This is a genomic window from Micromonospora lupini str. Lupac 08, from assembly GCF_000297395.2.
GTDB lineage: Bacteria > Actinomycetota > Actinomycetes > Mycobacteriales > Micromonosporaceae > Micromonospora > Micromonospora lupini.
Genome location: NZ_HF570108.1, coordinates 5,697,067 through 5,723,217, shown reverse-complemented (window position 1 = coordinate 5,723,217; position 26,151 = coordinate 5,697,067). Strand labels below are relative to the sequence as shown.

The window sequence follows — 26,151 nt, the reverse complement described above, 5'->3', positions numbered from 1 at the left end:
ATGATCGCCGCCATGCCCGCCCCCCTCCCGGCACCCACCTTCGATGCCGCTGCCGCGTACCCCGAGGTCAACGACCTGCGCAAGGCGCTCGACGCCGCCGACTGGCCCGCCGTCCGGGCCGTGTTCGCCGACCGGGACCCCGCCTTCCACACGCTGCTCGTCCGGGAGGCCGGCGACCACGCGGCGTCCGCGGCGTTCCTGCATCGCGTGTACGACGACGACCCCACCGACAGGCTGGCGGGCACCCTGCACGGCACCCACCTGATCTGCGACGGCTGGCGCATCCGCAGCTCCTACCGGGCCCAACACGTCAGCCGGTCGCAGTTCGACCAGTTCCACGATCACCTGCGTCGCGCCGAGCGGGTGCTCATCGACGTCACCGCCCGGTATCCCGACGACGCGGCCGCCTGGACCCAACGCATCACCCTCGCCCGGGGGCTGCAACTGGGCCAGAACGAGGCCCGCCGTCGCTACGACCGGCTCGCCCGCCAACACCCCCACCACGCGCCCGCACAGGCGGCTCTGCTCCAGAAGCTCTGCCCGAAGTGGAGCGGCGACTGGGACCGGGCCTTCGCGTTCGCCCGCGAGTGCGCGCAGGCCGCGCCCGCCGGGGCGCCCAACGCCGTGCTTGTCGCCGAGGCGCACCTGGAACGCTGGCTGGACTTCGAGACCGACCGGGAGTGGGCGGCGTACCTGGGAGGCACGCCCGTCGTGGACGAGGTCATGCGGGCCGCGCAGCGTTCCGTGCTGCACCCCGACTGGGTCGACGGGCCCGGCTGGGTGTGGGTCCGCTCGACGTTCGCGCTGATGTTCAGCCTCACCGAGCAGTGGCCCGCCGCCGCCAGCCAGTTCGCCGCCCTCGGCAACCTGGGCACCGAATATCCCTGGGCCTACGTGGACGGCGCCGAGGGCTTCACGAAGTACCGCGCCAAGGCGTACGCGAAGGGTGGCCAGTCATGATCCAGCACCTGGACGTGGACGGGGTGCCCACGCTGCTCGCCCCCACCGGCGGCCCGATGCGCGCCGGACTGACCTTCCGGGTCGGCACCGCCGACGAGACGCTCAGCCGCGCCGGCATCACCCACCTCATCGAGCACCTCGCGCTCGCGCCGCTCGGCCTGGCCGACTACCACGTCAACGGCGTGACCGCCCCGGCGTTCACCATGTTCCACACCCAGGGCTCCGAGGCCGACATCTCCGCGTTCCTGACCGCCGTCTGCGGGCACCTGTCCGACCTGCCGATGGAACGGCTGGACGTCGAGAAGGACATCCTGCGCACCGAGTGGAGCAGCCGGGGCGCCGCCGCCGTCGACGACATCCCGCTGTGGCGACACGGCGCGCGGGACTTCGGGCTGAGCAGCTACCCGGAGTGGGGCCTGGGCGGGCTCACCGCGGACCACCTGCGCGAGTGGGCGGCCCGCTCGTTCACCCGCGAGAACGCGGTGCTCTGGATCGCCGGCGACCGCGTGCCCGCCGGGCTGCGCCTCCCGCTGCCCAGCGGGGTCCGGCAGCCGGTGCCGGCGGTCTCGTCGGCGCTGCCGCAGACCCCGGCGTACTTCGTCAGCGGCGCCCGCGCCGTGGTGCTCGACTCGGTGGTGCGGCGCAGCGCCGCCGCGGCCGTCTTCTCCGGCGTGCTGGAGCGGGAGCTGTACCGGTCACTGCGCCAGGAGTCGGGCCTCTCCTACACCACCACGACGGGCTACGAGCCGCGCGGCGACGGGTACGCCACACTGCGGGCGCTCGCCGACGCGCTTGCCGAGAAGCAGGACGCGGTGCTGGGCGGCTTCGTCGACGTGCTGGCGAAGCTGCGGGTCGGGCGGATCGAGCAGGCCGACCTGGACGCCACAGTCGCCAAGCGGGAGGACGTGCTCGGCACCGCCGAGGTCGACGCCGCGCGACTGCCCGGGTACGCCCTCAACGTGTTGACCGGCGAGCCGAACCTCAGCATCGACGAGCACCGGGCCGAGTTGAAGGCCGTCAGCCTCGCCGACCTGCACGAGGTGGCCGGCGAGGTGACGTCGTCCGCGCTGCTCATGGTGCCGGGCGGGCTCACCGCCGACTGGGCCGGCTTCGTCGCGGCACCCACCCACTCCAGCGACACCGTCGAGGGCACCACGTACGCGGCCAAGCAGGGCGCCGGAGCGCTCCGCATCGGCGTGGACGGGGTGACCTACCTGGGCAGCGACGGCCCGCTGACCGTCCGGTACGCCGACTGCTCCGCGATGCTCGCCTGGCCCGACGGCGCGCGGCAACTGATCGGCTCCGACGCCATCGTCCTGCACGTCGAGCCGACCATGTTCAACCTGCACCCGGCGGCGCTGCCGGTCATCGACGCCCAGGTGCCGGCCGACCGGCACATCGCCATGCCGGCCCGCAAACCGGACGCCATCCCGCAGCCGTCCGTCGCCGACCAACCGGCACGTACGCCAGGCGACCGCCCGTGGTGGGAGATCGCGGCGATCGTGATCAGCGGCGTGGCCGTCCTGTTGACGGGCGCGGTGAGCCTGCTGGTGACGTACGTGATGGTCGCCGCCGGCACCGAGCCGGGCGAGGAATGGCTCTGGGGCGTCGTCGTGGCGGGCTGGCTGCTCACTGTTATCCTCGCGTTGCCCATCGTGCTGCTGTGGCGACGGCGGCGGTGATGAGGCGGGGCCACGCCGGTGCTGGCCCGTGATCCACCGAGCGGGATAAGATCCGCGCGGTGTCGGGGCGGTAGCTCAGCCGGTTAGAGCAGGGGACTCATAATCCCTCGGTCGCGGGTTCGAGTCCCGCCCGCCCCACCAGCGAAAACGACCCGGGCGCCTGACTTCACGGTCAGGTGCCCGGGTCGATCTGTATCTATCGGTCCATGGTCAAGGGTGTACTCGGCCTCCGAAGCAAGATCGTCCCCATCTTGTCGTGGCCTTTTTCGCCAACTCCGACGCGACGTGCACATAGCCCCGCGTGACCTGGATGCTGCGTCAGGTGCAGCGGTCCCTGCAGGACGAAGAGCAACGCGCTCGGGAGTGGGGCGCGGAGGGTGAGGGCTGGCGGTACAAGCCGCTGTCGACCCGGGGCGCATACCAGCTGAGGCGCAGCACTGTCATGAGCAAGGCCGGCGAACCCGAGCAGTAGCCCGGACGCACGACGCCCCCGCCACCGTGCTGGTGGTCGGGGGTGATCTAGTCCCAGGACTTCGTCTTTGGGCGGCCCTTGCCTCGCCGCTGGTACCGCTCGACCAGAGACGGAGTGGTGGGCCAGATGCCGCGCTGCCGGTCGCGGCACTCGGGCTCGCCGCAGTCGCACCACCAGCCCAAGCCCACGGCGAGGATCTTGTCGCCGCCGCAGTCGTGCTGGCTCGGCTTCCAAGAGGCGCAGCCCATGCACCGCGACGGGCCCTGCGGGAGGGGCCGACCGGGCGTGGTTTCGATCGGCCCCTCCACTGGTCAGAAGTCCTGACCGGCCCGGATGCTGTCGACGAACGTCGCCCACTCGGTCGCCTTATCGGCCAGGACCCGGTCCGGACGGGTCCGGGGCCGGCCGCCACCGTCCAGCCGCGGCACCCGAATCCCGTCCAGCACCACCCGTGAACTGCGGGCTGTCTCCGCGCTGCCCGGCGGTCAGCACCAGCGACGACGGCTTCTGACCCTGCTCACACCCCAGGTAGATCTTCGTGGTCAACCCGCCGCGAGAGGGCACCAGCGCATGATCGGCTGGCTCCTCCTCGACCCCGCCCGGCGGCTCCACCTGCAACTCGGGCTCGCAGCGGGCGCCGGCGGCGTGCTGATGCCCCGGGCAATCGTGGAGTCCACGCTGACGTCCCAGGTGATCAACCCGACCGCGTCGGCGCGGGCCTGCAACCCGCTGACGATCTGCTGCCAAACACCGGCCCGCTGCCAGCGGCGGAACAGTCCATAGACCGTCTGCCAAGGCTCGTAGCACGCCGGCACGTCCCGCCAGTGCGACCCGACCCGCACCCGCCACCGGATTCCGTCGATGAGCTGTCGTCTACTCCACTTCGGCAGCCGGCCTGGCTTCTTTCCCTTCGGCAGCAGCGGTTCCAGCTTCGCCCACTGCGCGTCGGACAGGCCGTTTCACCCGGCCGGGTCCGCCCGGCGCATTCGGCTGCTTGTCAGCCGAGTGTTGTCAGCACCGTGGTCAGCACGGGGATGGCGACGATGACGGCGAGCACGACCCAGGCCACCGGCCGGCCGAAGTTCAACGTCCAGCCGACACCGAACCGCTTGGGCACCAGCAGCGCGGGGTCCTCCCGGTTGACGTACAGCAGGCCGCCCCGCCAGTGGGCTTCGTCATCTCGCATCCGTGTCGGGTCGCCGCCCCCAGCCGGGGGCTCGCGTCGCGCCGAGCCACCGACGTACGCCGCAGTGCCAACTACGGCGAGCACGCCCACCGTAGTTGCGAGTGTCGCGACGACCGCGGCGACATCGGCGGTCCCGTTCTGCCGCCAGAGCTGCTGGGCGATGAAGAACAGGCCCAGGTTGGCGGCGGCGGTCAGGAACAACAGCGCCCGGGAAAGCGCGGCACCGAAAGACCGCTGCACTGCAGCTGCCCGCTGCGGATCGGCCGGGTCCAGTGCGGCCGGTGCGCGTTGCGGCAGTGCCGCGAGCAGCGCGATCACCACGGTCAGGCAGACCTGGGCGAGCACCGGCGCGAAGGCGGACCACACGGCTGTGTCGATGAACCGGTCGGCCTCGCCGTTCGCATCGTAGTGGAGCACGAGCCGTTCGGGCAGATCACGGTAGCTCGTGGCGCCGTAGCCCGCGGTAATCACGATGACGAGCAGCGAAGGCAGCAGCCACGACCACGGGTAGCGCTCCGGGTCGGTGCGCAGCGAGGTGTCGGCGGTGACGGATGGGTGTGCGTCCGCATACCAGTCCTCCCGGTGCCTGGCTGCCAGTACGGCCCGGTGCGCCAGGTAATACAGCAGGAAGTAGGACATGGCCAGCGCCGCCGAGGCCAGCACGGCAAGGGTCGCAAGGCCCTCCACTGTCGCAACGACGGACACGACCATGACGACGCATCCGAACGCAAGCACGCCGATCCGATACGTCCGGCGCCAGGCCTGAACGATCGGCGCGGCCACCCGTTCCGCGGGCAGCCGGACTCCGAAGGCCATGCCGACGGGACTCCAGGCCGGCAGGACCAGCCCGACGACGATCAGCACGAGCGAGACGATCAGTTGAAGCACAGCGGCGGTGATCACGGCGGCCCTCCACGGCGGTCGGCTGCACTGTCGAGCATTGCTGTTCTACTCAGGATAGAACATCTGGAGCGAGCTTGCACCTGCCGGCGCTCGATCTCCCGGATCTGAGCGGCGTCCTGATCCGGCCACATCTCATCCAGGGTTTCCTATGGACTGCGTTTCCATGACCGGCGTAGCGTCCAACTGCGGCAGCGCGTTTGATTCCATTTCCGGACTGGAGTCGTACGAATCGCGTGCCGCCGCCGGCGTCCGCAATTTCATTCAGGCACTTCATGATTCGCGCGACTCCGCGCGGACGGTGCCAAGGCACACGACTTCGAATGGGATGACTGCATGAGCTTCGCTCTTCCCGGCCGCCGCGCCGGGTTTCTCAGCCTCAGCGTCCTGGTGGCGCTGGCGATCATGGTCTACACCGTAACCTCCAACTCCGGCCGGGCCAACGCCCAGACGCAGCCCGCGCCGAAATTCACCGCCGTGCAACTGGTGAACGGCATCATGTTCCAGGACGGTGCCGTGGCGGCGCGGCTGACCGGTCACGACAACGGCGGCGAACTGAATGACGCCCAGCGGTCACTGGAAAAGGCGATCGACGACTCCGTCACCCAGGACGGCGCATGGGCCGACGGCTTCACCGGCCGGATTCAAAGCGGTGACCGCGTCCGGGTCGAGCAGGCACTGCGTGACCTGGGCGTGTTGTACCGCAGCGTGCTGGACAAGCGGTACGGGTCGAGCGTGGTCAACAAGACGCTCGACAGCACCGTCAAGGCGCTGGACGACAGCGCGACGGCCGCCGATCCCTACACGGCCAACTACCAGATCAACATCAACTACGAGGTCAACTACGCCGCCGTCGACCTCGCCATCGAGATCGCGGCACTGATCGTCGTGATCATCGCGGCGTTCCTGTCACCGCAGGCCATCAGCGGCAAGGCCACCGGCGCGGGTGCGCGGCTGTCGATCGAGACGTTCGTGGACCGGGTCGCCACGCAGCTGGCGACCGTCTGACGCAGGGATTGTTCCGGCGTGCCGTTTCCGCTACCGCGGAGGCGGCACGCCACTGAACGGAAGGTCAAAGGAATGGCAGTCGACACCGCGCGGCCCGCTCCGGTCCCGGCGCCGCCAGAACGGGGCACAGCCCCGATCCGATCGATCCGGGACCCGGCGCAGACGGTGGTCCGGCGGCTCGTCCTCATCGCCGCGGTCGCGGCATGTGCGGCTATGTATGTGCTGCACATGTCGTTGCCACCCAATCCCCTGAGCCCGCCCCAGCAGGACCAGCAAAAGGTACGGCTGTTCATCCCGCAGGGGTGGGGTTTCTTCACCATCAGCCCGCGTCGTGCACAGCTCAGCCCGATGCGCCCGGCCAGCGGAGGCGGCTGGACCGACGCCGGTGCCGGCCACCTGGCCGTGCCGGCCGACGGGTTCGGCGTCAACCGGATCCGGCGCGCCCAGGGCACCGAGATGGCGCTGTTGCTGCGTGGCGTCCGGGCCGGCGACTGGACACCCTGCTCCGAGCAACCCGGGCAGTGCCTCGCCGCCGTGAGACCGCTGGGCCGGGTCCACAACCTGGCGGCCCGGCCCACGTTGTGCGGGCCGGTCGGCTTCGTCCGGCAGGAGCCGCTGCCGTGGGCATGGCGGGCATCCGCCGGACGCACGGTCATGCCGTCGTCAGTGCTGCGGCTGGAGGTGGCGTGTTGACCCCCTTCGACGGACCGGCCGAACGAACCGCCCAGTGGGCACGGGCCTGCCCGTGGACCACGACCGTCGGGCTCGCCCGCGCCGTCCTTGCCGCGGGGACGCTGCTCACCGTGCTCTCCACTCCGTACGAGGTCCTGCTCTCTCCGCTCTCGGATGGAACCGTTCCGCCGGTCTGCGGCGGCCCCGGCCGCCTGGGTCTGTGGTGCGTGGTCCCGGACGGGCATCGCTGGCTGGCCGTGCTGATCTCCGCTGTGGTGTTGTGCGTCGTGATCGCCGGTTGGCGCCCGCAGATCACCGGCGTGCTCCACTGGTGGGTCGCGTGGAGCTTCACCGCCGGCGTGACGATCCAGGACGGCGGCGACCAGGTCGCGACGGTCATCGCACTGCTGCTCCTACCGATCACCCTGACCGACCGGCGGCGATGGCACTGGCAGCGCGGCCCCGTTCTGGCCGACGATGCGACTCCGGGCTGGTCCTGGCTCGTCGCACGGGTCGCCCGTGTGCTGATCATGGTGCAGGTCTTCGTCATCTACCTGCACGCGGCGATCGCGAAACTGGGCGTCACCGAATGGGCGGACGGCACAGCGCTGTGGTACTGGCTGCGCAACCCCCAGTTCGGTGCCGCCGGCTGGTTGAGCCCGCTCACCGACCGGGTGATCGCGAGCCCAGCCGGCGTCATGGGACTGACCTGGGGCTCCATGACGATCGAGTTCCTTCTCGCCTGCGCCCTCTTCATGCGGCCAGTGCCGCGCCGGATCCTGCTCGTCGCCGGGCTCGGGCTCCACCTGGGAATCGCCGCCGCCATGGGTTTGGTGAGTTTTCTCTGCGCTATGGCCGCCGCACTGTTGCTCTACCTGACGCCGGTAGGCCAGGAACTGCGGGAAACCTGGCCAGTGAAACTGCTGGAATCAGTCCGCACGCGCCGCCAAAAGGTGACTTCAATCGATGCGGCCAGAATGGTGACGGAGCCGAGCGGGTAGCCATCGAGCGATGTGGTGGCGGACGCCATCCTCCAGGCTGCCGCTGCCACCGACCGCTTGGCCGATGGCCGGTGCTGTTCTATGATGAATAGAACAGATGAGGAGGCTGCGATGATCGTGACCGTCGAACCGGCCGGCGAACCGATCTACCTGCAGATCTACCGACAGGTCATGCACGCGGTGAACACCGACGAGTTCCCGATCGGATCACCACTGCCGTCCACCCGCCAGTTGGCCCGCGACCTCTCGGTCAACTATCACACCGTTCACAAGGCATATGAGCTGCTGCGGGTGCGAGGCATCGTGGAGATGACACCACGCGGCCGAGCCCTCGTCCGGCGACCGGATCCGCTCGGGCCGCCGGACGAGTGGTTCGCCGAATGGGACCGCCGGTGCGCGACACTGGCCGCGGAGGCCATCGCTGTCGGCGTCTCTCGCGGCGAGATCCTGCGCCGATGGCGGGGACTGCTCGACGGCGCCCCGGCAGAGGCATGAAGCCGGTGCCGCCACCTCGGTCAGCCCCCGCCGGGAGGTGCACCGCCGAGCCAGCCCAGCGACTGGGCGTGGGCACCCAGTTGAAACCGGCTGGCCACACCGGCCCGGTGCATCAGTGCGCTGACGTCACGGCGCACAGTGCGCTCGGTCAGTCGCAGCCGGTTGGCGACGGCCGCGTCGGTGAGCCCTTCGGCCAGGCCGGCCAGGACGGCTGTGCGCCGTCGGTCCAGCGCATCGAGGTCGGCAACCGGCTCCGGCACCCGGTGCCAGATCCACTCGAACAGGTCGGCCATCGCCGACACGTGACCGGGCGCCCGGATCATCAGTCCGGGCTGATCGGGCACTGGGGCGGCGACCACGGCGAGCCGATGGTCGGCGATGAAGAGAGACAACGGCACCGACTGCACCCTGCGCATGGCGCTCTCGGGCGAGATCGGCAGTTGCAGGTCAGCGAATGCTGGCTGCTGAGGTGCCGCCCGTCCCGGCAGCGCCTCGGTGAGCAGCCGCATGGCCGGGGGGTGGCCGGTCGGCGCCGCAGGCCCGTCCATCGCGGTCACGAAAGTTGGCAGCAAAGCGCTCGCCGCCATCACCATCACCTCGCGGCATCCGCAGAACACGCCACGAAGTCGCCGTGGTAATTCTTTCGCAGCCACTCTCTCAACTTCATTTACATTCGCCGCCTCGAATTGCGGCGGATCGCCAGGATCTCGCGAGAACATATCAGGCATCCCGTCCCCGTTCGGGCTCAATCATGCTGGAGCGCAGGCTATCAGCGACCCCAACGCCCAGCAAGGCGATCATGGCGGCGGCTCGCATGATCATCCATTAAGCCGACGCAGACATCTCGTCACCTGCATGTGCGTGTCGCCATGCATCGCTGGCCGGTTTAGGACACGCCGCCGCACGACACTTCGAATTCATATTGTGCATCGACGTCGGCGCGTTGAATCGATGCTATTCATCCGGGCGTCAGAGCCTTGCTGATGCGCCATTCACGGCCGGGCCCTCCGATAGTCCGGCGAGAGGGACTCCATGCATTCTGGTTGGCTTTTCCGGGCCTGGTCCACGCGGCCGGCACCGCAACCGCCTCCACCGGCCGCCCAACCGGCCGACGCCCGGCAGGCCCGCCGCGACGAGACCGTGCGGACGTTGCTGTATGACGGCGACTGCGGCTTCTGTGCCTGGTCGGTGACGCACCTGATGCGGCTGGCGCATCCGCCGGTGCGGGCGGTGCCGTGGCAGCGGGCCGATCTCGCCGCGCTGAACATTCCTGTCGCCCGGGTCCGGACCGAGGTCGTGCTGATCGACGGTGACCGGCGAAACGTGGGCGTCTACGCCTCACGAATGCGGAGCGGCCGAGGCAACCAACATGTCGCCGAGGTCGGAGCGGCGATAGAGCACCGATCGGCCGTGTCGGGTGCCGACCAGCAGTCCGCCCGCGCGCAATGCTCGAAGGTGCTGATTGACCGCTGTCGGGGTGACGCCGAGGCGGGCGGCCAACTCGGTGGAGGAGGCGGGCGTGTCGAGATGGCTGAGCAGACCGGCCCGAGTGGTGCCCAGAAGTCCCACGAGACCGTCCGGTGCGGGAAGGGCCTGCGGCTCCCACAGGGTCGCCGCGCCAAGCGCCGAATAGAGGATCATCGGTGGCTCGTCGGCCGAGATGGGTGTCGAGGCGTTGGTGGTCCACAGGCTCGGCACCAGGGTCAGCCCGCCATTGGCCGGTCGCGCGTAGTCGAGCTTCGAACGCAGCCGTACCTCTACCACGTTTCCGACGAGCCGCACCGTGTCCGACAATCCGCTGAGCATCGTGGCGAGACCCCGCTGGGCGATTTGTCGTCCTCGGAACGTGACGTCGCCTTCGAGGATCGCCCGCATCCGTGGCCAGTGCGGCTCGAAGCAGAACCGCCAGTACCTGGCGAGTGCATCGATGATCCGATTGAGCACCTCTGCGGCGGAACCCTGCAGTGGTTCGGGAAGTGGCGTCGCGCCGTGCACCGCTCGCAGGTCTCGTTCGATGACCGTCGGGTCGGTACTGGCCAGTTTCGCGAGTTCGTCGTCGAAGCGGGTCAGCGGTGAGTGCGGACGCGGGTTGAGAAAATCGGGTGTCCACAGCCGGACGTCCGTCAATGCGAGCAGCATGGCCTCGTCGAGGCTGCCGCGCACGTCTTCGAGCACGTGTAGCCAGCGCAACTGAAGCGGAAATCGTCCTGGATCGCGCCAAGCCCGCAGGGACAGCACCGCCTCGTTGAGCGGGGACACCGCGAACCGGAGATCGGCCACATCCATGCCGAGCAGCTCGTACCGGACCATGAAGCAGAAGGCTACATCGTTGGCGTGGTCGGTCGGTACGCTGCGACAACTGACGGCATGCATCTTGTGACAGAACGCCACCGGTCAGCGGCGGCCGGCTGGGTTCGGCGGTACCTGCGTCCGGACGATCCCGTCGCCCGGGCGCTGACCTGGGCCACCATGACCAGCTCGCTTTCCAAGGGCGTCTTTTACAGCGTCAGCGTGCTGTTCTTCACACACGTCGCCGGCTTCGCCGCGACCACGGTCGGGCTCGGGTTGACGATCGCCGGGGCGGTCGCCGTCGCCGCTGCGTTGGCTGCGGGCTACTTGGCCCGTGTCGTCGGCGCGCGCCGGGTGCTGCTCGCCACGACCGCCGGCCAGGGCCTGGCGCTGGTGGCCTACCTCCTGGTCCACACCCCGGCCGCGTTCGTTGTCGTCGCCTGTGCCGCCGTCGGACAACAGGCCATGCAGCGCACCGCCCTGACGACGATGATCGCCGAGTCGTTCACCGGTCCGGACCGCGTGGAGATGCGCGCCCGCCTGCGGGTGGTCACCAACGCCTTCATCGGCGTGGGAACCGCGCTGGCGGCCGTCGCCCTCGTGCTCGACACGAAACTGGCATATCTGCTGGCGATGCTCGCCACCGGAGCACTGCTGTTCGTCTCCGCATTCTTGCTGCGCCGGATGGACCGCGGCGCCGAGCTCACCGCGACCGACGGGTCTCGGGCGGCCGGCGTACGCCAATCACCACTGCGCGACCGGACCTATCTGGCCGTCACTGGCCTCTACGCTGTCATGAGCATGCAAGTTGGCATGCTCACGGTGGGGGTACCACTCTGGGTCGCCGGCTCGACGAAGGCACCCCCGGCGACCATCGCGGCGCTGCTGGCATTGAACACGGTCATCGTGTCCCTGCTTCAGGTCTGGGCGGCACGCGGAGCGAGAACCATCCGCTCGGCCGGCCGCGCGGTCGCCGGGGCCGGTACCTTGCTCGCGCTGGCCTGTGGCCTGTACGCCCTGTCCGCCCACGGCGCGATCACTGTCGTCGTGGTGATGCTGACGCTCGCGACCGTGGCGCACAGCCTCGCCGAGATCCTGTCCGAGGCAGGCAGTTGGACGCTCGCGTTCGAGCTTGCCGACCCGGCCAACGTCGGCGCGTACCAGGGTGTCAGCCAGACCGGAGCGGCACTGGGCTCGATGCTCGCGCCGCTGGTCGTGACGGCGACCGCGCTTGAACACGGTTGGCCCGGTTGGATTCTTCTCGGCGTGCTGTTCCTCCTCGCGGGGTCATTGACGATGGCCTTGGTCCGACGACAGGTGGACGGGTTGCTGTTGTCTGGCTAAATGACTGCCGCTCCGGCCGATCTGCCTGACGGGGCCGCCCGCCCCGACGGCGATGGGTTGCCCGCAGCTCGTGGATCGAGTTTTCCCTGATCAGCCCGGTCCCGGCGCGGAGCTTCGCGATCCTGTCCGGCGCTGCACCGGTACGAGCGTGAGCCGGCCGATGCGGTAAGCGGTGACCGTCGGTCACCTCCGTGGGGGCGGACGCGCTCGTAAGCGGTATACCTCAGAGTCATATTCATACCTCTGAGGTGTATCGCTCACCAGCACATCGACACGGCGGACAGCCACAGCGGATGACCAGCGCCCTTCGCCGCGACCCCAGCCCCGTCTCGGAGTCAGGAGCTACTCGTCTAGGAGACCGCGAAGCGGTCCAAGGCGTCGATGACCGCGTCGCCGACGCCGCGCCCGGCGCCGTGGCCAGCCTCGGCGATCAGCTCCAACCGTGCCTCGGGCCACACCTTGGACAGCTGCCAGGGGATGTCGACCGGGCTCCCGAGGTCGAGCCGGCCGTGTACGAGAACGCTGGGAATGCCGGCGAGCCGGTGAGCACCAGCCATCAACTCGCCGTCGGCGAACCAACCGTCGTGCGCCCAGTAGTGGGTGACGAGACGCGCGAAGGTCATCCGGAACGCCCGGTCCTCGTATCGAGGGTCAGGTCGACTGCCGGGCAGGTTCGAGACGAGTGCGTCCTCCCAGGCACACCAGTTGCGCGCCGCCCGGTCCCGTACGCCCTCGTCAGGATCGGCCAGCAGCCGGGCGTAGGCGGCGGGCAGATTGCCGTCGCGTTCGGCCGCCGGCACCGCGTCCCGGAACCTCTCCCATTGTTCGGGGAAGATCCGTCCGAGGTCGCGGGTGATCCACCTGTGCTCCGCCGGTGTGCTGGTGACGACGCTGAACAGCACGATCTCCGTGACCCGGTCGGGGTGCCGCTCGGCGTAGCCGAGGCCGAGGGCGCTGCCCCACGATCCGCCGAGCAGTAACCACCGGTCGATGCTCAGGTGCGTGCGCAGCTTCTCGATGTCGGCCAGAAGATGCGGCATGGTGTTGGTCGACAGGTCCGTGCGCACGTCGCCCGCGTCCGGTGTGCTGCGTCCGCACCCCCGCTGATCGAACAGGACCACCCGATAGACGGCCGGGTCGAAGAACCGCCGCCAGAAGGCCCCGGCGCCGGAGCCGGGGCCACCGTGCAACACCAGGGCTGGTTTTCCGAGTGGGTTGCCGCAGCTCTCCCAGTAGACGAGGTGGCCGTCCCCGACGTCGAGCATGCCGTGCGCGAAGGGTTCGATCTCGGGATACAGGCGGGGCATCTCAGCGATCCAACCATCGAGGTCGTTGCCGCGCACTCCTGTTCTCGGCAGGAGCAGATCGTGTGCGACGAGCTGTCCGAACGCGTCCGCCCACTCCCGGCACCACGCCCGGGTGCGGCAGACCGGGCAGCGGCCGTCGACGCCCTGGTGCTCGCGCATGGTTCGCCGCCACCGCGCCGCCGGCAGGGCCAGCGCCCGGCCGTTCACGGCCAGCTCGGTCAGCGTCTGGGCGGTCACGGCCGGTCCCTGGCCGCCGCGGCGGCCAGGATGTCGACGCTTACCAGTACCTCGAAGCAGAAAGCGGCCGTGCAGTCCGACGACTCCCACGAGCAGTCCGGGCCGTGCCCGTACACCCAGGCGAACCGCGGGTCGAAGAGTCGTGGACGGACACGATGACGATGTCGTGGTACGTCTGGCCCTCGATGCCGGGGCTGGGCTGCCACTCGGTGGGCCGCACCGACACCCGGACGCCGGCCGGCGGGTACATCCGTGCGGTCATCGGGCCGACCCGACGTCGTGGCGGCCGCCGGCGCGGTGGTGGGCCTGCGCGAGGATCCGCGCCTTGGCCGCTTCCTGCTCGCGAGTCTGGATGCGCTGGCCCGTGCCGGGAGGCACGGGCGGCAGCGGGGCCGGCTCGCCGTCCAGCCATCGGCGCAGCTTCCTGAGGACGATGTGCACGATGTCGCCTCCCCGGTCCGGGGGCGCGGCGATGCTCGCGGCGGCGCTGCGGTCGGTCCGCGCCCGGCTCAGTGACCAGGACGGTACGTACGCACACAGACTGCGACGGGGACAGCCTGTCCCCGTGGCACGGTTACCCCTCCACGCCGATGGCGAGTGCCAAGTCCCGCGCGTCCTCGCCTACGGTCCCCGGCCGCGACGACAGCTCCAACGCAGCAGTCCGGGAGTACGGGTTGTGCCGGACCGTGTCGACGCTCTCCCGCAGAGCCCGGCCGAGCAGGTGCACGGCCGCGACTTCCTCACGGCGCAGCAGGTGCGCCCGGGCGGCCTCGATCAGGTGACCAGCACGGCGGGTACGCGACGGCAGCGCGGTGTAGTTCGTCGAGTCGGCACGCCGCACGGCTTCCCCAGCGCGGCACAGGTCAGTCTCCAGCGTCACCGCGTACGCCGCGCAGGCAGCGGGGCCGAACATCAGCCAGGGGTGGGCGTAGTCGGCACCGAGGCGGTCGGCTGCGGCGTCGGCGGCGTCCCAGGCCCGCCATGCCTGCCCGTCCCTGCCGGCCTTCGCGTGCCCGAGCGAGCGCCCCAGTTGAAGCTGCGCCCACCGTGCGTACTGCTCGGCGCCCGCCTCCCGGTCGACGAGCTGCTCGGCGTCGACCAGCACCAGCTCGGCCGCGTCGACCTGGTTCGCAGAGCGGTAGACGTGCGCGTAGTACCACGCTGCGGCGGCGATCGCGTTCGGATCGTCGGCGTCCTGCGCGGCGCTCATGGCCCGGTCGGCGGCCAGCCACACCAGCTCCGGGTACGGCTGGTGAGCGACGTACAGCTGCGCCAGGTGGTAGACGCGCGCCAGCTCGGCCAGGGCGGCCCGCCGGTCGATGCCGTCGAGTCGTCTCGCCGAGCGGCGAGCGTCGTCGAGAAGCCCTGGCAACACCGCGGCGACGGCGGTCCGTTCGGTGCTGGACCGGTGCCACAGCGTCCACGCCTGGTCGACCAGGCCGCGCAGGACGTCAACGGGCGTCGGTTCGCCGGCGGTGACAGTGGTGCGCTGCATGGCGGCGGCGACACTGTCGACGGCCGGGTGCCCGGCTCGGGTCACGGACGCGACCGGCAGCGACTGGTCGCCGGTCAGCTCGGCCAGGTCCGCGATGTCGAGGACCTCGGCCAGGCGCAGCAGCATCGGCAGCCGCGGGGTGAGAAGCCGGCCGGACTCCAGGGCCTCGACCCAGTCGGCGCTGCGGCCGACCAGACCACCGAGGACGGCGCGGGTCTTTCCGGCTCGTTCGCGGTGGGCGCGTAGGCGGGTGCCGAAGGTCGCTGGTTCGGTCATGTCCGCTCCCAGGTAGAGGACTGGGCAGCGGCCCTGCCGGCCTCTACACCGGCGGGCCGCCACCACAGACGGTACCCCGAGCTGCTTACTTCGGGCGCGAACCTGCCTGCCCGACCGGCCTGGTCGCCACCAATGGAGACACTCGCTGGGGGACGGGGTCAGCAGGGTCACCTGCCATCTTGAGTGCCTGTGCGGTACTGCCCGGCAGCGCGCCGTCGTCTCCCCGCAGCACGGCACCTCCTCGGTCTGTAGCGACCCTCAGGACACGTGGCGGAGCTAGTGAGGACGCTCCGCAGTCGACAGAAGGTCGGTGACGGCAAGCCCGGGCAGCGCGACTTTCGCGCCGGACGTGATTCGAAAGGTGCTGCCGACTGCTTCGGGGGTCCAACCAACGCTCAGGGCGTAGCGGGCAAGTTCACGGACGTTCTCAGCCGTCGGGTACGCGTACCTCTCGTCCCAGGGCGTCGGCGGGTGGGGCCATTCAGTCAGGTCGGCCTGCAGGGCACGGCCGTTCTTTCCCGCTCCCCAGACACGGACTCGAATGCAGCGATGACGACCATCAGCTTCGAACGCGTCGCGGATGTCGGCCTTCCAGGTGAACGTCCGACCGTCGACGTGCAGCTTGCGTAGCCTCGACCTCATCCGACCGCACCTCCAGTCCGGCAATCCGCGGCAAAACCGCCTCCCGTCAACAGCTTCACATTACCGAGGCGACCTTTCTCGCCAGAGTGTGAATCGGTCCCCGATCCGCTGGGCCATCCCGGTGGGCGTCGATCGCGTACCTTCCAGGCATGCCAGTGGTATTTGCTGACGTGCTACGACGGGCTGACGTTCACGTGCCACACCGTCGCCTCGCTACGACTGCCTTTTCGCTGGCGCTTGTCGCCGTAGGTCTGGTGGGCGGCTTCGGGGCGGCCAAGCTTGCCGACGATCCGCACAGCGCCAGGCCGGAGCTGCGCGTCGGGGTGGTCACCTGGTCGAACGAGCAGACCAGGTCCATCGCGTTCGAGGAGGACGGGACCGCTCGCCGCCCTCTCGATGGCGACACGACCTATTCGGTGATCGCTGAAGGCTGGCAGGACGTTGGCGGGACACTGCACCACGACGGTACGTACCCAAGCTGCCTGGCCGGCGAGAAGGGCGATCCCGTCTCAACGGACCGGCACCGGGTGGGGCTTGAGGTCCTGCGTCGCGACACGGGCGGTCATCCCGAGCACATCGTCGTTCATGTCCGCTGCCTCGACTGATGGCATGAACCCAGCCGGGATGGTGACACCCTGCCGGGTCGAGTCGGCCTCAGCCGAGGTTTCCACTTCTCGCGGGCGCAGCGCTGGTGGTAGCCGCCTCGCGGACTGCCTCCTCGTACTGGTTCCGATGGAACACGAATGGGCCGAAGTCCCCGTAGTCGCGTTGGGGGCGGTAGATCTGGGAGAAGCCGCGCCAGATCACCGAATTCTCTGTGGTGATCACCTGGGCTTCCAGAGGCCAGCAGCCGACCTCACCGCAGTCGCAGCCGAGAAGTGCGATCACGCCGTTCCCGGACCGGTAGGCGGAGCCCGGCCGTCCGGTGAGATAGGCAGCCAGATCACCGACGTTGAAATGATCGAGAATGAGCCCGGCGTAGGCGCCGGGCACATCGTGGCCGGCGGCGTGTTCGAAGCCCGAGACCAGGTCCACCAGGCTCACCCTGTCGACGTACGGCAACAACTCGCGTGCTGGGTCGGGACCGGGACCCCACGGACGGACCTCAAAGCGAACCTTGCGAACCAGTGGCTGGGTTGGCACAGGGACAAGTCTGCCGCAGACCGTCACGTGGTCGTGTGGCCGCATCTGGTCCCCGGAAGGTCGACAGGCAGAGCGTTCCGTCGGTCTCAGCCGAGGTGCAGCAGCAGAACCTGGTCATCGTGGAGGTCGGAGATGCAGTCGCGCAACAGTGTCAGCCCGTCCAGACCGGCCGTGCCGCTCTCCCCGAAGTCCATCCCCATCTCCTCGAAGTGGGCGGCCAGGTCCTTCTTGCGGTGCCCGGCGGGGTCGAGCTGATCCAGGAACCGCTTGTGGGCCGCGGTGATGAGCACGGTCAGGCCGTACGCGCTGTTGATGGCCTCCGGCTCGGCCTCGAACTCCGACTGTTGCAGGTCGATGTCGCGTTCCTCCAGGTAGGTCAGGACGTACAGCAGGCAGTACCCGGACCAGTCGTACTCCTGCCGTGCCTTGCTCCCGTGTTCCGTGAGGTACGAGTGGAGCGACGCGGGCGATGTGCGGGCCAGGCGGGCCAGCTCGGTGATGCTGTCCCTGGGGACCACGGTCAGTGACGCGATTGCGGACATCAGACCCTCCGTCGTACGACTCTTGGCGGGGCCTCCGGGTGGTGAACCAGACCGCCGAGCCTGGCCACGATGCCGTCTCGGGTGTGTGTCGCGGTGGCGAAGACGGAGGACGGGCGGCCGAGCGTGTCGCCCTGGTGCACCTCGATCTGGCTGGTGCGGGATGTGTCGAGGAGGTGGGCGGCGAGACAGCCGGCGCTGTTGGCGTTGACGATGTCCTCGTCGACACCGATCGCGGGGGCGAACATGCGTGCGGTGACCGGTCCCGTGGACGGTGAGAGCGCGTAGGCGAAGCAGCCGAGATAGCCGAGCCGGCGGCACTCGGCCGCCAGCCGGACGAAGTCGGGCCGCATCGCCGACAGTGCCCGGCGATCCTGGACACGGACGAGAAGCCGGGGTGTGCCGGGTGAGGCGACCCGCAGGTCGTCGGTGGCGACGTCGCCCGGCGTCAGACCGAGGGCCGCGATGATGGCGCTGCTGGCCCGCTCGGTGCGGTCCCGCAGCGCGATGACGCCCTGCTCGAACCAGACTTCGATGCCGTCGCGCCGGCGGGTGGCGGTCACGGCGACGGTTCGGTTGCCAGTGCGCTGGTAGCCATGATGCTGGGTGCCGCCGGCACCGTGCAGCAGGACGGCCTGCGCGGCGATGGTGCCGTGACCGCAGTTGCGGAGTTCGCCCTCGGCCGTGAAGAACCGTACGCGGGGCGGGACCGCGCTGCTGCTGTCGACGAATGCGGTGTGGGAGGTGCCGACCGTAGCGGCGACAGCACGCCGCTCGTCGTCGGTGCGGGTGGCATCGTCGAGCACGACCGCGGTGGGGCTGCCACCTCGCCCATCGCGGGTGCAGGCATCCACCACGATCAACTGCGGGCTGGGCATCAGACCCCTCTTTACTACGTCGATCTCCGCCACCGTAGACCGGACCCAGGACAGTGCCGAGCGGGAAATCTCTGGCGTAGCGTCGAATCCGGGGTGAGCCGTTCGTAGTACAGGCAGGAGGCGGTCGGTGGAGGCCGCCGGGACGAAGGAGTGTGGGCATGCCGCGGTACCTGATCTCGTTCGACGACGGCGCCATGGACCACATCCCCGCCGAGGACTGGCCCGACGTGGGCAAGGCCGCGCACGCGGTGACCGAGGAGGCCGTGCACGCCGGCGTGTGGGTGTTCGGCGCCGGACTGGAGAGGCAGCGGGCGACAATCGTGGCCACAAACGGGACGGCCACCGACGGCCCGTACCCGGAGACCAGGGAGGTCGTCGGGGGGTTCGCGGTCGTCGACGTGGCCACCCGCGAGGAGGCGCAGGTGTGGGCTGCCAAGATCGCCGCCGCCTGCCGCTGTGCCCAGGAGGTGCGGGAGCTCATGCCCGACCCGGAGACGGACGCGCTGCTCCGCGAGGCCGCCGGTCGCGGATGACGGCGCGTCTCCGTACCGGCTGGAGCGCGGGAAGTACGCGGCGGACCGGACATACCCGGTCCCCGGGCGGTCGTGCGGCCGGGGAGGTACGGGTCAGGAGTGCAGGGTGTCGCTGGGGGATCGGCCGTACTCGGCCCGGTAGTCGGCCGTGAACCGGTCCGTGTGCAGGTAGCCCCAGCGGTGGGCTGTCGCGGCCATGGTGTCGCCCTGGGCGGGGTCGGCGGCGAGGAGATCCTGGTGGGCCCGGTCGATCCGGGTCCGTCGGAGGTACGCCCTCGGCGTGGTGCCCAGGTGGCGGCGGAACGCCGCCTGGAGGGCGCGGGGTGTGACGCGGGCGGCGTCGGCGATCTGGGTGGTGGTGATCGCTTCGCCGGCGTGTGTCTCGATGAACGACATGGCGCGACGTACCGGGCCGGCGGGCAACGGACTGGCGTCGGGGCGGTGGGAGATCGTCATGGCGGAGTTCGGGAAGCAGGCGAGCGCTGCCGACGCGGCCAGGTCGATGGCGGAACGGATCACCAGTGGGCTTCGTAGCGGCTCCGGCGGGCCGCTCAAGAGACCATAGAGATGAGTTGCGGTGTCGTACCAGAACTGGCCCATCTCGCTCGTCACGGGCGTCATCGCCTCGAAGCGGAAGTCGGCCGGCGCGATGCCCGTCCGCTCGACGGCCGCCTCGGTCACCGTGTGCGGGTCCAGACTGATGCTGTAGAGGTCGAGATGCCGGCCCATGTTGAACAGCGGGCGGCCGGTTCGCTGCAGGACCACTCCGCCGGGACCTGTCTGCGCCTCCTCGCGGCCATCCCGTACCTCCGCCCGCCCGCGCACCATCGCGACGAGCATCAGGTCACGAAGCGGCTCGAGATGCATCTCGAACTCCATGCCGCACTGCACCCGGCTCGCCAGGATCTGGCCGACGTCGATCGACTCTTCCCGGTACAGGAATGGCGCGTCGACGCGTCGCGGCCGAAGCTCGAGCCCCGCGCATCGCTGGCTGATCACGTCGTTCGCCTGCGCGACCTCGTGGGTGGCGAACCTGTGCCGAGTGGCTGAATTTGCTGTCTCGGTGTTCCGATGCATCATTCCTCCCTCGTCGCGTGGGGGCGGCGGCCGTCGGCCGCGTCCGCTCGGCGACGTGCGACGCGCCGAGTGGACGAGACGTGAGAGCAGCACCCTGTTCTCAACGAAGGCGGGGCCCGGCCGACGTGGCCTCACCCGCCGACATGGCCACAGACGGTCGCAACGGAAATGGGCGTGCTCTGTCCACAAGCCGCACGTGACGGGCCAGTTTGCGCCGCCCGGGACCGGCGGATGGGCCCGGAGCGGGACACACGTGATAGTTCGAAGAGACCGGAGCTTCCACGCGCGGAAGTCCACTTCGACGGGATGTCGGGTCACCGGTCCTGTGGCGCGACCACGTGCCCGCCACCCCGCCCACCGTGCCTCGCCGCGCCCGAAAGGTAGGTCGGATGTCACGCTCGTCCGTCTCCGCGCACCGGCGGGGTCGGCGTTGGCCGCCCCGAGGGCCGCGGGATCCGCGCTCCGCACGACGGCCGGAATGCTGACCGCCCGTCTGGGCGCCATGGCCCGGCTGATCCGTACGCACGGGCCGCGTGGCCTGGCCCTGGTGGCGTGGACGATGCTGGCCTGTCGGCGAGTGCGTCGCCAACTCGCCCGGGGCGGGCTGGGCGCGGTGCGCCTCGCCGCGCCCCCGCCCGGCGGCACCGAGACGCTGGTCCGGCGGGCGCTGCGCCGCAGCGGCGGCAACTGTCTGGAGAGCGCGCTGGTGCGGCAGCGCTGGTTCGCCGAGCAGGGGGTGCCGCGGACCGTGGTCATCGGGGTCGGCGTCCCGGCTGCCGGCTTCCACGCCCACGCCTGGCTCGACGGTGACCCGGACCCGCACCGGCACGGCTTGGCCGAGATCCTGCGGCACCCGGCGCCGCCGACCTGGCTGAGCTGATCAGGCCGGCGGAGTCAGTGCGCCCACGGCACCGCGTCACAGGTGTTCGATCAGATCGATGGCCTCCAGCTCGGCGAGGAACGCGTACACGTCGGCGACGGCCCGCTCCAGCTCGACCGGCCCCTGCTCGGCCAGCACCTCGGCCAGTTCGGACGCGGTGGCGCCCGCCATCAGGTGCGGCCACAGCATCGCGGCCGAGCGGTCAAGTGCCAGGTAGACGGACTGCCGGATGTCGAGCAGCACCGTCTCGTCGCCGGCCGCGCGCCAGGCGACCCGGTTGTCTCGGACCCGGTACACGGTCGACGTGTCTGCGTTCACTTCGGCGCCTCCACAGTGGGCCGTTCCTGCGGCGTCCCGGCGGTGACCGTGGCCACCGCCGCCTCGAAGCGCCCCATGGGTTCCTCCCCGAGCATGGTCGACGGGTTGCTCGCGCCCGTCGTTCCGCCGGGCGCAAGACCGGCCGACCGGGGTCGCATCGTCGCGTAACCCCGATCGGCCGGCCGACTGGGACGAGCCAGGGTGAGTGGCTCGGTCAGGCAGAGGTTAGGTGCGGTGGACGGAGCCCGCCGTGTCTGCTGAGAAGTCGTGAACCCGACAGTTTCGGGGATCGAAATGCGTAACCACAACGTCACACTCATCCCACTCATCCCCGTGGACCGCCCCGGTGCAGCCAGGGGAGGCACCTGGACGACTTCGATTGTTACCTGGCAGAAAACCTTTCCGCGAGCCGTCATTCGCGAATCGGCCAGCCTCGTACGGGAACCGGATCGGGTCGCCGGCGCGGCGTGTCGCACCGGGGGTGGCTGCCACCGGCGTGGCCCCGGAAGTCGTCGACAGGCCGTTGCGAACCAGCGTGTGACACGTTCAATCAGATCGGGCCGGATGATTGACGGCCCGACGGAGGTGACTGCCCATGCCGTGGACGGGGAACCCTGACGGGCAGGAGCCTGTTACCCGAGACATTGTGGAGACCGACGACCCAGAACACGCGCACCACGTGATCGCACTCAGGTTCGGAGAACACCGGACTCGGGTCTCCGGCCCACCCGCCCGGTTCCGCTACCGACGCGTCACCCTGCGGGCCGACGATCTGGAGATCGGTGAGACCCGATACACCATGCGCAACCGCACCGAATCGTTGCCCTATCCCGATTTCGCCGCGATAAGCGTGACGCACGGCCGGTACGCCGTCCGCACCGATGGCGAGGAGCTGCGCCTCGGCCCCGGGACGACAGGTCGATATCCGGAGGTGGACGCGGTCCACCTCGTCGACGACCTGGCATCCGTTGTCGTCCGGCTGCCGATGCAACGGATCGCGGCGGCCGCGTCCATCCGAACCGGCCTTCCCGCCGCGAACTTCCAGTTCACCGCGATGGCGCCGCTCTCCCCGGCGCTGGCCCTGCTCTGGCAGTCGGTGACGGCGTTCGCCCGCCGGCAACTCGCCGTCAGCGCCGTGGTCGCCAGTCCACTGGCCCGGGCGGGTCTGGTGGACCTGGTGGCGACCACTGCCGTCGCGGTGTTTCCGAACACCACCATGACCATCAACTACCTGCCCGGGCAGGCGGGTGTCGGCCGGGCGATCGTGCGCCGGGCCGCCGAGTACATCGAGGCACATGCCGCGGCACCGTTGACAGTCGGCCGGATAGCGGAAGCCTGCGAGGTCAGCCAACGCGCGTTACAGGCCGCGTTCCAGCGTCACCACGGTCAGACTCCGATGGCGTTCCTGCGTGCCGTCCGATTACGCCAGGCGCACTGGGACCTGCAACACGCCAAGCCGGGGCAGACGGTGGCGGAGACGGCGCGCCGCTGGGGCTGGACCCATCCCGGGCGGTTCGCGCAGGCGTATCGCGAGGCGTACGGCTGCCATCCCTACGACACCCTGCGGGGGACGGGCGTGTCGGCGCCGAGCGAGCAGGGTTGACGACGAACGACGTCACACACGGTCGGCATCGCTCAGCGCACTCCGCGCCCGGGGCGGTACGCCGATGGCGGCCATCGCCTCCACGTAGCGTCGGTACGCCTGCGCGGCCTCGCCGTGCCGGCCCGCGGCCGCCAGTGTCCGGACGAACTCGCCGTGTACGCCCTCGTCGTACGGCTCCAGCTCCAGAGCGCGTCCGAGGTGCCGGACGGTCTCGTCGATCTCGTGGGCGTCGAGCGCCAGCGACGCGAGGGTGCGTACCACCCGCAGGTAGACCCGTCGTGCCTCCTCGCGGGTCGGTCGGGACCAGTCGTCGTACGGCTCGTCCTCCAGGAAGTCGCCCCGGTAGCGCTGTTCGGCGAGCAGGAGCGTGGCGCGCGCGTCCCCGGTCGCACCGTGCTCGGCCAGCCGGAGGCCGTGTGCCGACTCGGCGAGGAACTCCTCGACGTCCAGCTCGACGTGGCCGATGTCGAGCGCGAGACTCGGGTGCGCGGCGATGACGAAGTGGTCCGTCGGCGTACGGCGGTCCGGATCGAGGACGCCGCGCAGGGTGGACAGGGCCACGGACAGCCGGTGGCTGACCCGGCCCGGGTCCTGGGCGGGCCAGAGCATCTCGCCGAGCTGCTCGCGGGGGACCGCGCGACCACGCCGGGCGGCGAGGATCCGGAGCAGGTCCCGTGCCTTGCGTGACTGCCACGCCGCCGCCAGCACCTGTGAGCCGTCCACGAACACCTCGAAGCGGCCGAGGGTGCGGACGGTGACCTGGGTGACGCAGCGCGGGCCCTGTCGGTGCAGCGTCGGCGGCGGCACACCGGCGGCGGTCAGCCGCTCGGCGGCCAGCCGGGCGTCGACGCGCTCCTGAGGATCCGCCCCGGGCAGCAGGCTGAGCAGCACCGTGAGTCGGTCCGCGGCGACTGCCGACCGGATGTCGCGCAGGGTCGCCGCCGCCTCTCGCCAGGCGTGCCGGGTGTCGTCGGAGTCGACGGCGGCGGCACCGCGAAGCTCCAACGCCTCGGCCAGCGCCGCACGGTCACGGTGCAGCCGGGCGGCGGTGGACGCCAGCAGCGCCACCTCGGCCGCCCGCCGGTGGTCGCCGGTCTCCAGCGCCACCCAGCCGAGCGCGAGCCGGGCGGTCGCCGAGTCCGGGCCGCGTTCCCGCTCGACCGCGCGTTGTGCCAGGGCGAACGCCGCGGGGCCGTCCTCGGCGGCGAGCACGCGGGCCAGTCCGGCGAGCGCCGGCACCTGGATCTGGTGGTCGTTCACGGGTTCGCTGGCGCGCAGCGCCTCCTCGTACGCCGCGCGGGCCAGGTTGGTCCGGCCCCGCAGGGCGTGGACATCGCCGATCCCCACCAGCGGGTACGCCACCTTGCGGGATCCCATGCGCTGCAGCAGCGGCACGGCACGTTCGTAACAGGCGGTCGCCTGGGCGAGCTGACCGAGGTGGAAGTACGCCGCGCCCTCGTTGCACAGCGCAAGCGCCAGCATCGCGGCGTGCCCGTTGGCCTCGGCCAGCTCCACCGCGGGGCGCACCTCGGCCAGGGCGTCGGGATATCGGCCCTCGCCGACCAGGGCGGACGCGCGGTTGGCGCGGATGCGGACCACCTGAACGGTGTCCCGCGCCGCCTCGGCGGCCCGCAACGCCTTCTCGTGATGCTCGTCGGCCGCCGGTCGATCGCCGCGCAGCTTGGCGTCCAGGGCGAGCGCGGTGTGCGCCGCGGCGAGCGCCGCGTCGCCGCCGACGGCCGTCGCCGCCGCGAGGGCGCGTTCGGCGTTGTGCCGGCACGCGTTCGCGTCCCCGGTCGTCCACTGGGCCGCGGCGGTCCAGGCGAGCAGCCGGACGTTGTCGGTGGACGGGTGCGGGTCGAGCCCGCCGCGCTCCAGGACGTCCAGGGCGGCCTGCGGCTCGCCGCGCAGGTAGTGCACGAGGCCGTACCGCCAGGCGAGCCCGGCGCCGAGGGGTTCCGGACGATCGGCGAGGGCGGCGTACACGGCGAGCGCCGCGTCGAAGTCGCCGCGCATCTGTAGCGCCTCCCCGTAGAGCAGCCGCGGGCCGTCGGTCCGGGCGTGCTCGGGCAGGGACTGGAAGGCCGCGACGACGGCCTCGGCGTCGCCCGAGGCGAGCAGTTGGGCGCCGTGGTCGGCGAGGATCCGTGCCGTCGCCGCGACGACACCGGATTTCTCGTACGACGCGAGGGCCGGGACGAGGAGCCCGCGCTCGGCGTACCACGCTGCCGCTCTCGCGTGCAGGCGTCGCTGCGCGGCCGGGACCAACGGGAGACGGCGGCGGGCGACGTCGGCGACGATCGGCACCATCCGGTACGCGTGCCCGCCCGCCGCGGTGGCGACGAGGATGCCGGCGCGGGCCAGGTGGTCCAGCCAGTGGCCGCCGTGTCGGTGCCCGAGGAGGCGGCACAGCTCGGGGTGGAGCGGGTCGAGGTGCGCCGCGTCCCGCAGCAGCCGGTGGGCCTCGGGCGGCAGCTCCGCGAACACCTCCCGCACCAGGTAGGACTCCAGTGGTGTGCCCGGCTCGGTCGGGTCGGCCCGGTCGGCGGCGGCCGTCCGCCCCGCCAGGGTCACCAGCGCCGGCCAGCCGCTGGTGGCGGTGTGGACCCGGCTCGCGAGTGTCGGGTCGGTCAGCCCGTGGCCGGCGGCGAGGACGGACGCCACCGCGTCGGGCGAGAGCCGGAGATCCGTCGGGCCGCGCTCGGCGAGCAGCCCCGCCTGCCGCCGCGAGAGCGTGGGCGGGTGGCGGGTCACCAGCACGATCCTGAGCTGCGGGGGGAGCCGTTGCAGGGTGTCCAGCAGTGCCGTCAGCCGACGACGGGAGAGTCGCGGCACGTCGTCGAGGACGAGCCAGCCCGGTTCATCGGTGGGCAGGTCCCGCGCGGATCGGGCGCCCAGGGCGGCCAGCCACTCCGGACCGGCCGTCTCCAGCGCCGCCACGTCCGGGCCGTCGCACCAGCGCGCCGGGCGGTCGCCCAGCCAGCCACGTACGGCGGAGGTCTTGCCGTATCCCGCCGCGCCGACCACGAGGGTGCACCGCTGGCTCACCCCCTGATCAGCCGTCGCGTTCATCGGCTGCCCACACGTCGAAGCTGGTCCATCCCTCAATTGGTGGCGTGCCGGCGGCTGCGCGTACGGGAACGTCGCCGTTACGACACCGAATCCCGGCGTATTTGACGCCACCTTGACGCCGCTCTGAACCCCGCCTCGAAGG

General features: G+C 70.7%; 24 protein-coding genes, 1 tRNA gene and 1 pseudogene. 13 read left to right on the top strand and 13 right to left on the bottom strand.

The annotated features are described in order from the left end of the window. Positions 1 to 12: 12 nt before the first annotated feature. From MILUP08_RS27090 to MILUP08_RS36140, 4 genes are all read left to right on the top strand, one after another. A complete protein-coding gene (locus MILUP08_RS27090) occupies positions 13 to 960 on the top strand; it encodes a tetratricopeptide repeat protein (protein WP_039908879.1) in 948 nt (315 codons plus the stop codon). Further along, the gene (locus tag MILUP08_RS27085) at positions 957 to 2,642 is read left to right on the top strand and encodes a peptidase M16 family protein (RefSeq protein ID WP_007463773.1); all 1,686 of its coding nucleotides are present in this window, start codon (positions 957 to 959) and stop codon (positions 2,640 to 2,642) included. Before MILUP08_RS27090 ends, MILUP08_RS27085 begins: the two co-directional genes overlap by 4 nt. A gap of 64 nt (positions 2,643 to 2,706) precedes the next feature. Beyond that, positions 2,707 to 2,783: transfer RNA gene (locus tag MILUP08_RS27080), tRNA-Ile, on the top strand. Between the two features lie 181 nt (positions 2,784 to 2,964). Then, entirely contained in the window at positions 2,965 to 3,114 is a 150-nt protein-coding gene (locus MILUP08_RS36140) for a hypothetical protein (RefSeq protein ID WP_167626071.1), read from the top strand. A 362-nt stretch (positions 3,115 to 3,476) separates the two neighbouring features. Here MILUP08_RS36140 and MILUP08_RS34965 read toward each other — a convergent pair. Beyond that, positions 3,477 to 4,067, bottom strand: a pseudogene (locus tag MILUP08_RS34965) (IS5 family transposase); the annotation flags it as partial. A gap of 44 nt (positions 4,068 to 4,111) precedes the next feature. Then, positions 4,112 to 5,203 carry a DUF1648 domain-containing protein gene (locus MILUP08_RS27060; RefSeq protein WP_007463763.1) on the bottom strand — a complete coding sequence of 364 codons (1,092 nt, stop codon included), beginning with the start codon at positions 5,201 to 5,203 and terminating at the stop codon, positions 4,112 to 4,114. A gap of 333 nt (positions 5,204 to 5,536) precedes the next feature. On the opposite strand from MILUP08_RS27060, the gene MILUP08_RS27055 reads away from it, so the two are divergent. From MILUP08_RS27055 to MILUP08_RS27040, 4 genes are all read left to right on the top strand, one after another. Beyond that, on the top strand, positions 5,537 to 6,208 hold the full coding sequence (locus MILUP08_RS27055; RefSeq protein ID WP_007463759.1) for a sporulation delaying protein family toxin: 672 nt from the start codon (positions 5,537 to 5,539) through the stop codon (positions 6,206 to 6,208). Between the two features lie 228 nt (positions 6,209 to 6,436). Next, the gene (locus MILUP08_RS27050) at positions 6,437 to 6,901 is read left to right on the top strand and encodes an SdpA family antimicrobial peptide system protein (protein ID WP_167626070.1); all 465 of its coding nucleotides are present in this window, start codon (positions 6,437 to 6,439) and stop codon (positions 6,899 to 6,901) included. Continuing rightward, a complete protein-coding gene (locus MILUP08_RS27045; RefSeq protein WP_167626069.1) occupies positions 6,898 to 7,881 on the top strand; it encodes a sporulation-delaying protein SdpB family protein in 984 nt (327 codons plus the stop codon). The genes MILUP08_RS27050 and MILUP08_RS27045 overlap by 4 nt, the downstream gene beginning before the upstream one ends. Positions 7,882 to 7,992: 111 nt before the next feature. Beyond that, positions 7,993 to 8,376, top strand: a complete 384-nt coding sequence (locus MILUP08_RS27040; protein ID WP_007463753.1) for a GntR family transcriptional regulator — start codon at positions 7,993 to 7,995, stop codon at positions 8,374 to 8,376. 20 nt (positions 8,377 to 8,396) lie between these two features. Here MILUP08_RS27040 and MILUP08_RS27035 read toward each other — a convergent pair whose 3' ends face one another. Together MILUP08_RS27035 and MILUP08_RS27030 are read right to left on the bottom strand one after the other, a co-directional pair. Next, positions 8,397 to 9,104 (bottom strand): helix-turn-helix transcriptional regulator, encoded by a 708-nt coding sequence (locus MILUP08_RS27035; protein WP_083915924.1) that lies wholly within the window; start codon positions 9,102 to 9,104, stop codon positions 8,397 to 8,399. A gap of 610 nt (positions 9,105 to 9,714) precedes the next feature. Next, positions 9,715 to 10,686: an ArsR/SmtB family transcription factor gene (locus MILUP08_RS27030; RefSeq protein WP_007463746.1), complete on the bottom strand. Its 972-nt coding sequence runs from the start codon at positions 10,684 to 10,686 to the stop codon at positions 9,715 to 9,717. Between the two features lie 159 nt (positions 10,687 to 10,845). Here MILUP08_RS27030 and MILUP08_RS27025 point away from each other — a divergent pair, with 159 nt between their 5' ends. Then, positions 10,846 to 12,009, top strand: coding sequence for an MFS transporter (locus MILUP08_RS27025; RefSeq protein WP_039908872.1), 1,164 nt, complete (start codon positions 10,846 to 10,848; stop codon positions 12,007 to 12,009). 350 nt (positions 12,010 to 12,359) lie between these two features. Here the strand turns inward: MILUP08_RS27025 and pip are convergent, their stop codons facing one another. From pip to MILUP08_RS27010, 3 genes are all read right to left on the bottom strand, one after another. Continuing rightward, positions 12,360 to 13,316, bottom strand: a complete 957-nt coding sequence (pip, locus tag MILUP08_RS27020) for a prolyl aminopeptidase (protein WP_039908871.1) — start codon at positions 13,314 to 13,316, stop codon at positions 12,360 to 12,362. 495 nt (positions 13,317 to 13,811) lie between these two features. Then, the gene (locus MILUP08_RS27015) at positions 13,812 to 13,994 is read right to left on the bottom strand and encodes a hypothetical protein (RefSeq protein WP_007463739.1); all 183 of its coding nucleotides are present in this window, start codon (positions 13,992 to 13,994) and stop codon (positions 13,812 to 13,814) included. Between the two features lie 133 nt (positions 13,995 to 14,127). Beyond that, entirely contained in the window at positions 14,128 to 15,324 is a 1,197-nt protein-coding gene (locus tag MILUP08_RS27010) for a helix-turn-helix domain-containing protein (protein WP_007463737.1), read from the bottom strand. Between the two features lie 791 nt (positions 15,325 to 16,115). On the opposite strand from MILUP08_RS27010, the gene MILUP08_RS27005 reads away from it, so the two are divergent. After that, a complete protein-coding gene (locus MILUP08_RS27005) occupies positions 16,116 to 16,571 on the top strand; it encodes a hypothetical protein (RefSeq protein ID WP_144057024.1) in 456 nt (151 codons plus the stop codon). 49 nt (positions 16,572 to 16,620) lie between these two features. Here the strand turns inward: MILUP08_RS27005 and MILUP08_RS34050 are convergent, their stop codons facing one another. From MILUP08_RS34050 to MILUP08_RS26990, 3 genes are all read right to left on the bottom strand, one after another. Further along, positions 16,621 to 17,001 (bottom strand): hypothetical protein, encoded by a 381-nt coding sequence (locus tag MILUP08_RS34050; RefSeq protein WP_237747198.1) that lies wholly within the window; start codon positions 16,999 to 17,001, stop codon positions 16,621 to 16,623. A 194-nt stretch (positions 17,002 to 17,195) separates the two neighbouring features. Further along, positions 17,196 to 17,651, bottom strand: coding sequence for a hypothetical protein (locus MILUP08_RS26995; protein ID WP_007463729.1), 456 nt, complete (start codon positions 17,649 to 17,651; stop codon positions 17,196 to 17,198). After that, positions 17,651 to 18,559 carry a PhzF family phenazine biosynthesis protein gene (locus MILUP08_RS26990; RefSeq protein WP_202805239.1) on the bottom strand — a complete coding sequence of 303 codons (909 nt, stop codon included), beginning with the start codon at positions 18,557 to 18,559 and terminating at the stop codon, positions 17,651 to 17,653. The genes MILUP08_RS26995 and MILUP08_RS26990 overlap by 1 nt, the downstream gene beginning before the upstream one ends. Positions 18,560 to 18,684: 125 nt before the next feature. On the opposite strand from MILUP08_RS26990, the gene MILUP08_RS26985 reads away from it, so the two are divergent. Continuing rightward, a complete protein-coding gene (locus tag MILUP08_RS26985) occupies positions 18,685 to 19,059 on the top strand; it encodes a YciI family protein (protein ID WP_007463725.1) in 375 nt (124 codons plus the stop codon). Positions 19,060 to 19,152: 93 nt separating this feature from the next. Here MILUP08_RS26985 and MILUP08_RS34045 read toward each other — a convergent pair whose 3' ends face one another. Continuing rightward, the gene (locus MILUP08_RS34045; protein ID WP_007463723.1) at positions 19,153 to 20,136 is read right to left on the bottom strand and encodes an AraC family transcriptional regulator; all 984 of its coding nucleotides are present in this window, start codon (positions 20,134 to 20,136) and stop codon (positions 19,153 to 19,155) included. A gap of 478 nt (positions 20,137 to 20,614) precedes the next feature. On the opposite strand from MILUP08_RS34045, the gene MILUP08_RS36135 reads away from it, so the two are divergent. After that, positions 20,615 to 21,016, top strand: a complete 402-nt coding sequence (locus MILUP08_RS36135; protein ID WP_007463721.1) for a lasso peptide biosynthesis protein — start codon at positions 20,615 to 20,617, stop codon at positions 21,014 to 21,016. Positions 21,017 to 21,052: 36 nt separating this feature from the next. On the opposite strand, the gene MILUP08_RS36130 is transcribed toward MILUP08_RS36135, so the two are convergent. Further along, the gene (locus MILUP08_RS36130; protein WP_007463719.1) at positions 21,053 to 21,334 is read right to left on the bottom strand and encodes a PqqD family protein; all 282 of its coding nucleotides are present in this window, start codon (positions 21,332 to 21,334) and stop codon (positions 21,053 to 21,055) included. A 679-nt stretch (positions 21,335 to 22,013) separates the two neighbouring features. On the opposite strand from MILUP08_RS36130, the gene MILUP08_RS34040 reads away from it, so the two are divergent. After that, positions 22,014 to 22,937, top strand: a complete 924-nt coding sequence (locus MILUP08_RS34040; protein WP_167626068.1) for an AraC family transcriptional regulator — start codon at positions 22,014 to 22,016, stop codon at positions 22,935 to 22,937. 12 nt (positions 22,938 to 22,949) lie between these two features. Here the strand turns inward: MILUP08_RS34040 and MILUP08_RS26960 are convergent, their stop codons facing one another. Beyond that, on the bottom strand, positions 22,950 to 26,009 hold the full coding sequence (locus MILUP08_RS26960; RefSeq protein ID WP_007463711.1) for an AfsR/SARP family transcriptional regulator: 3,060 nt from the start codon (positions 26,007 to 26,009) through the stop codon (positions 22,950 to 22,952). Positions 26,010 to 26,151 lie beyond the last annotated feature (142 nt).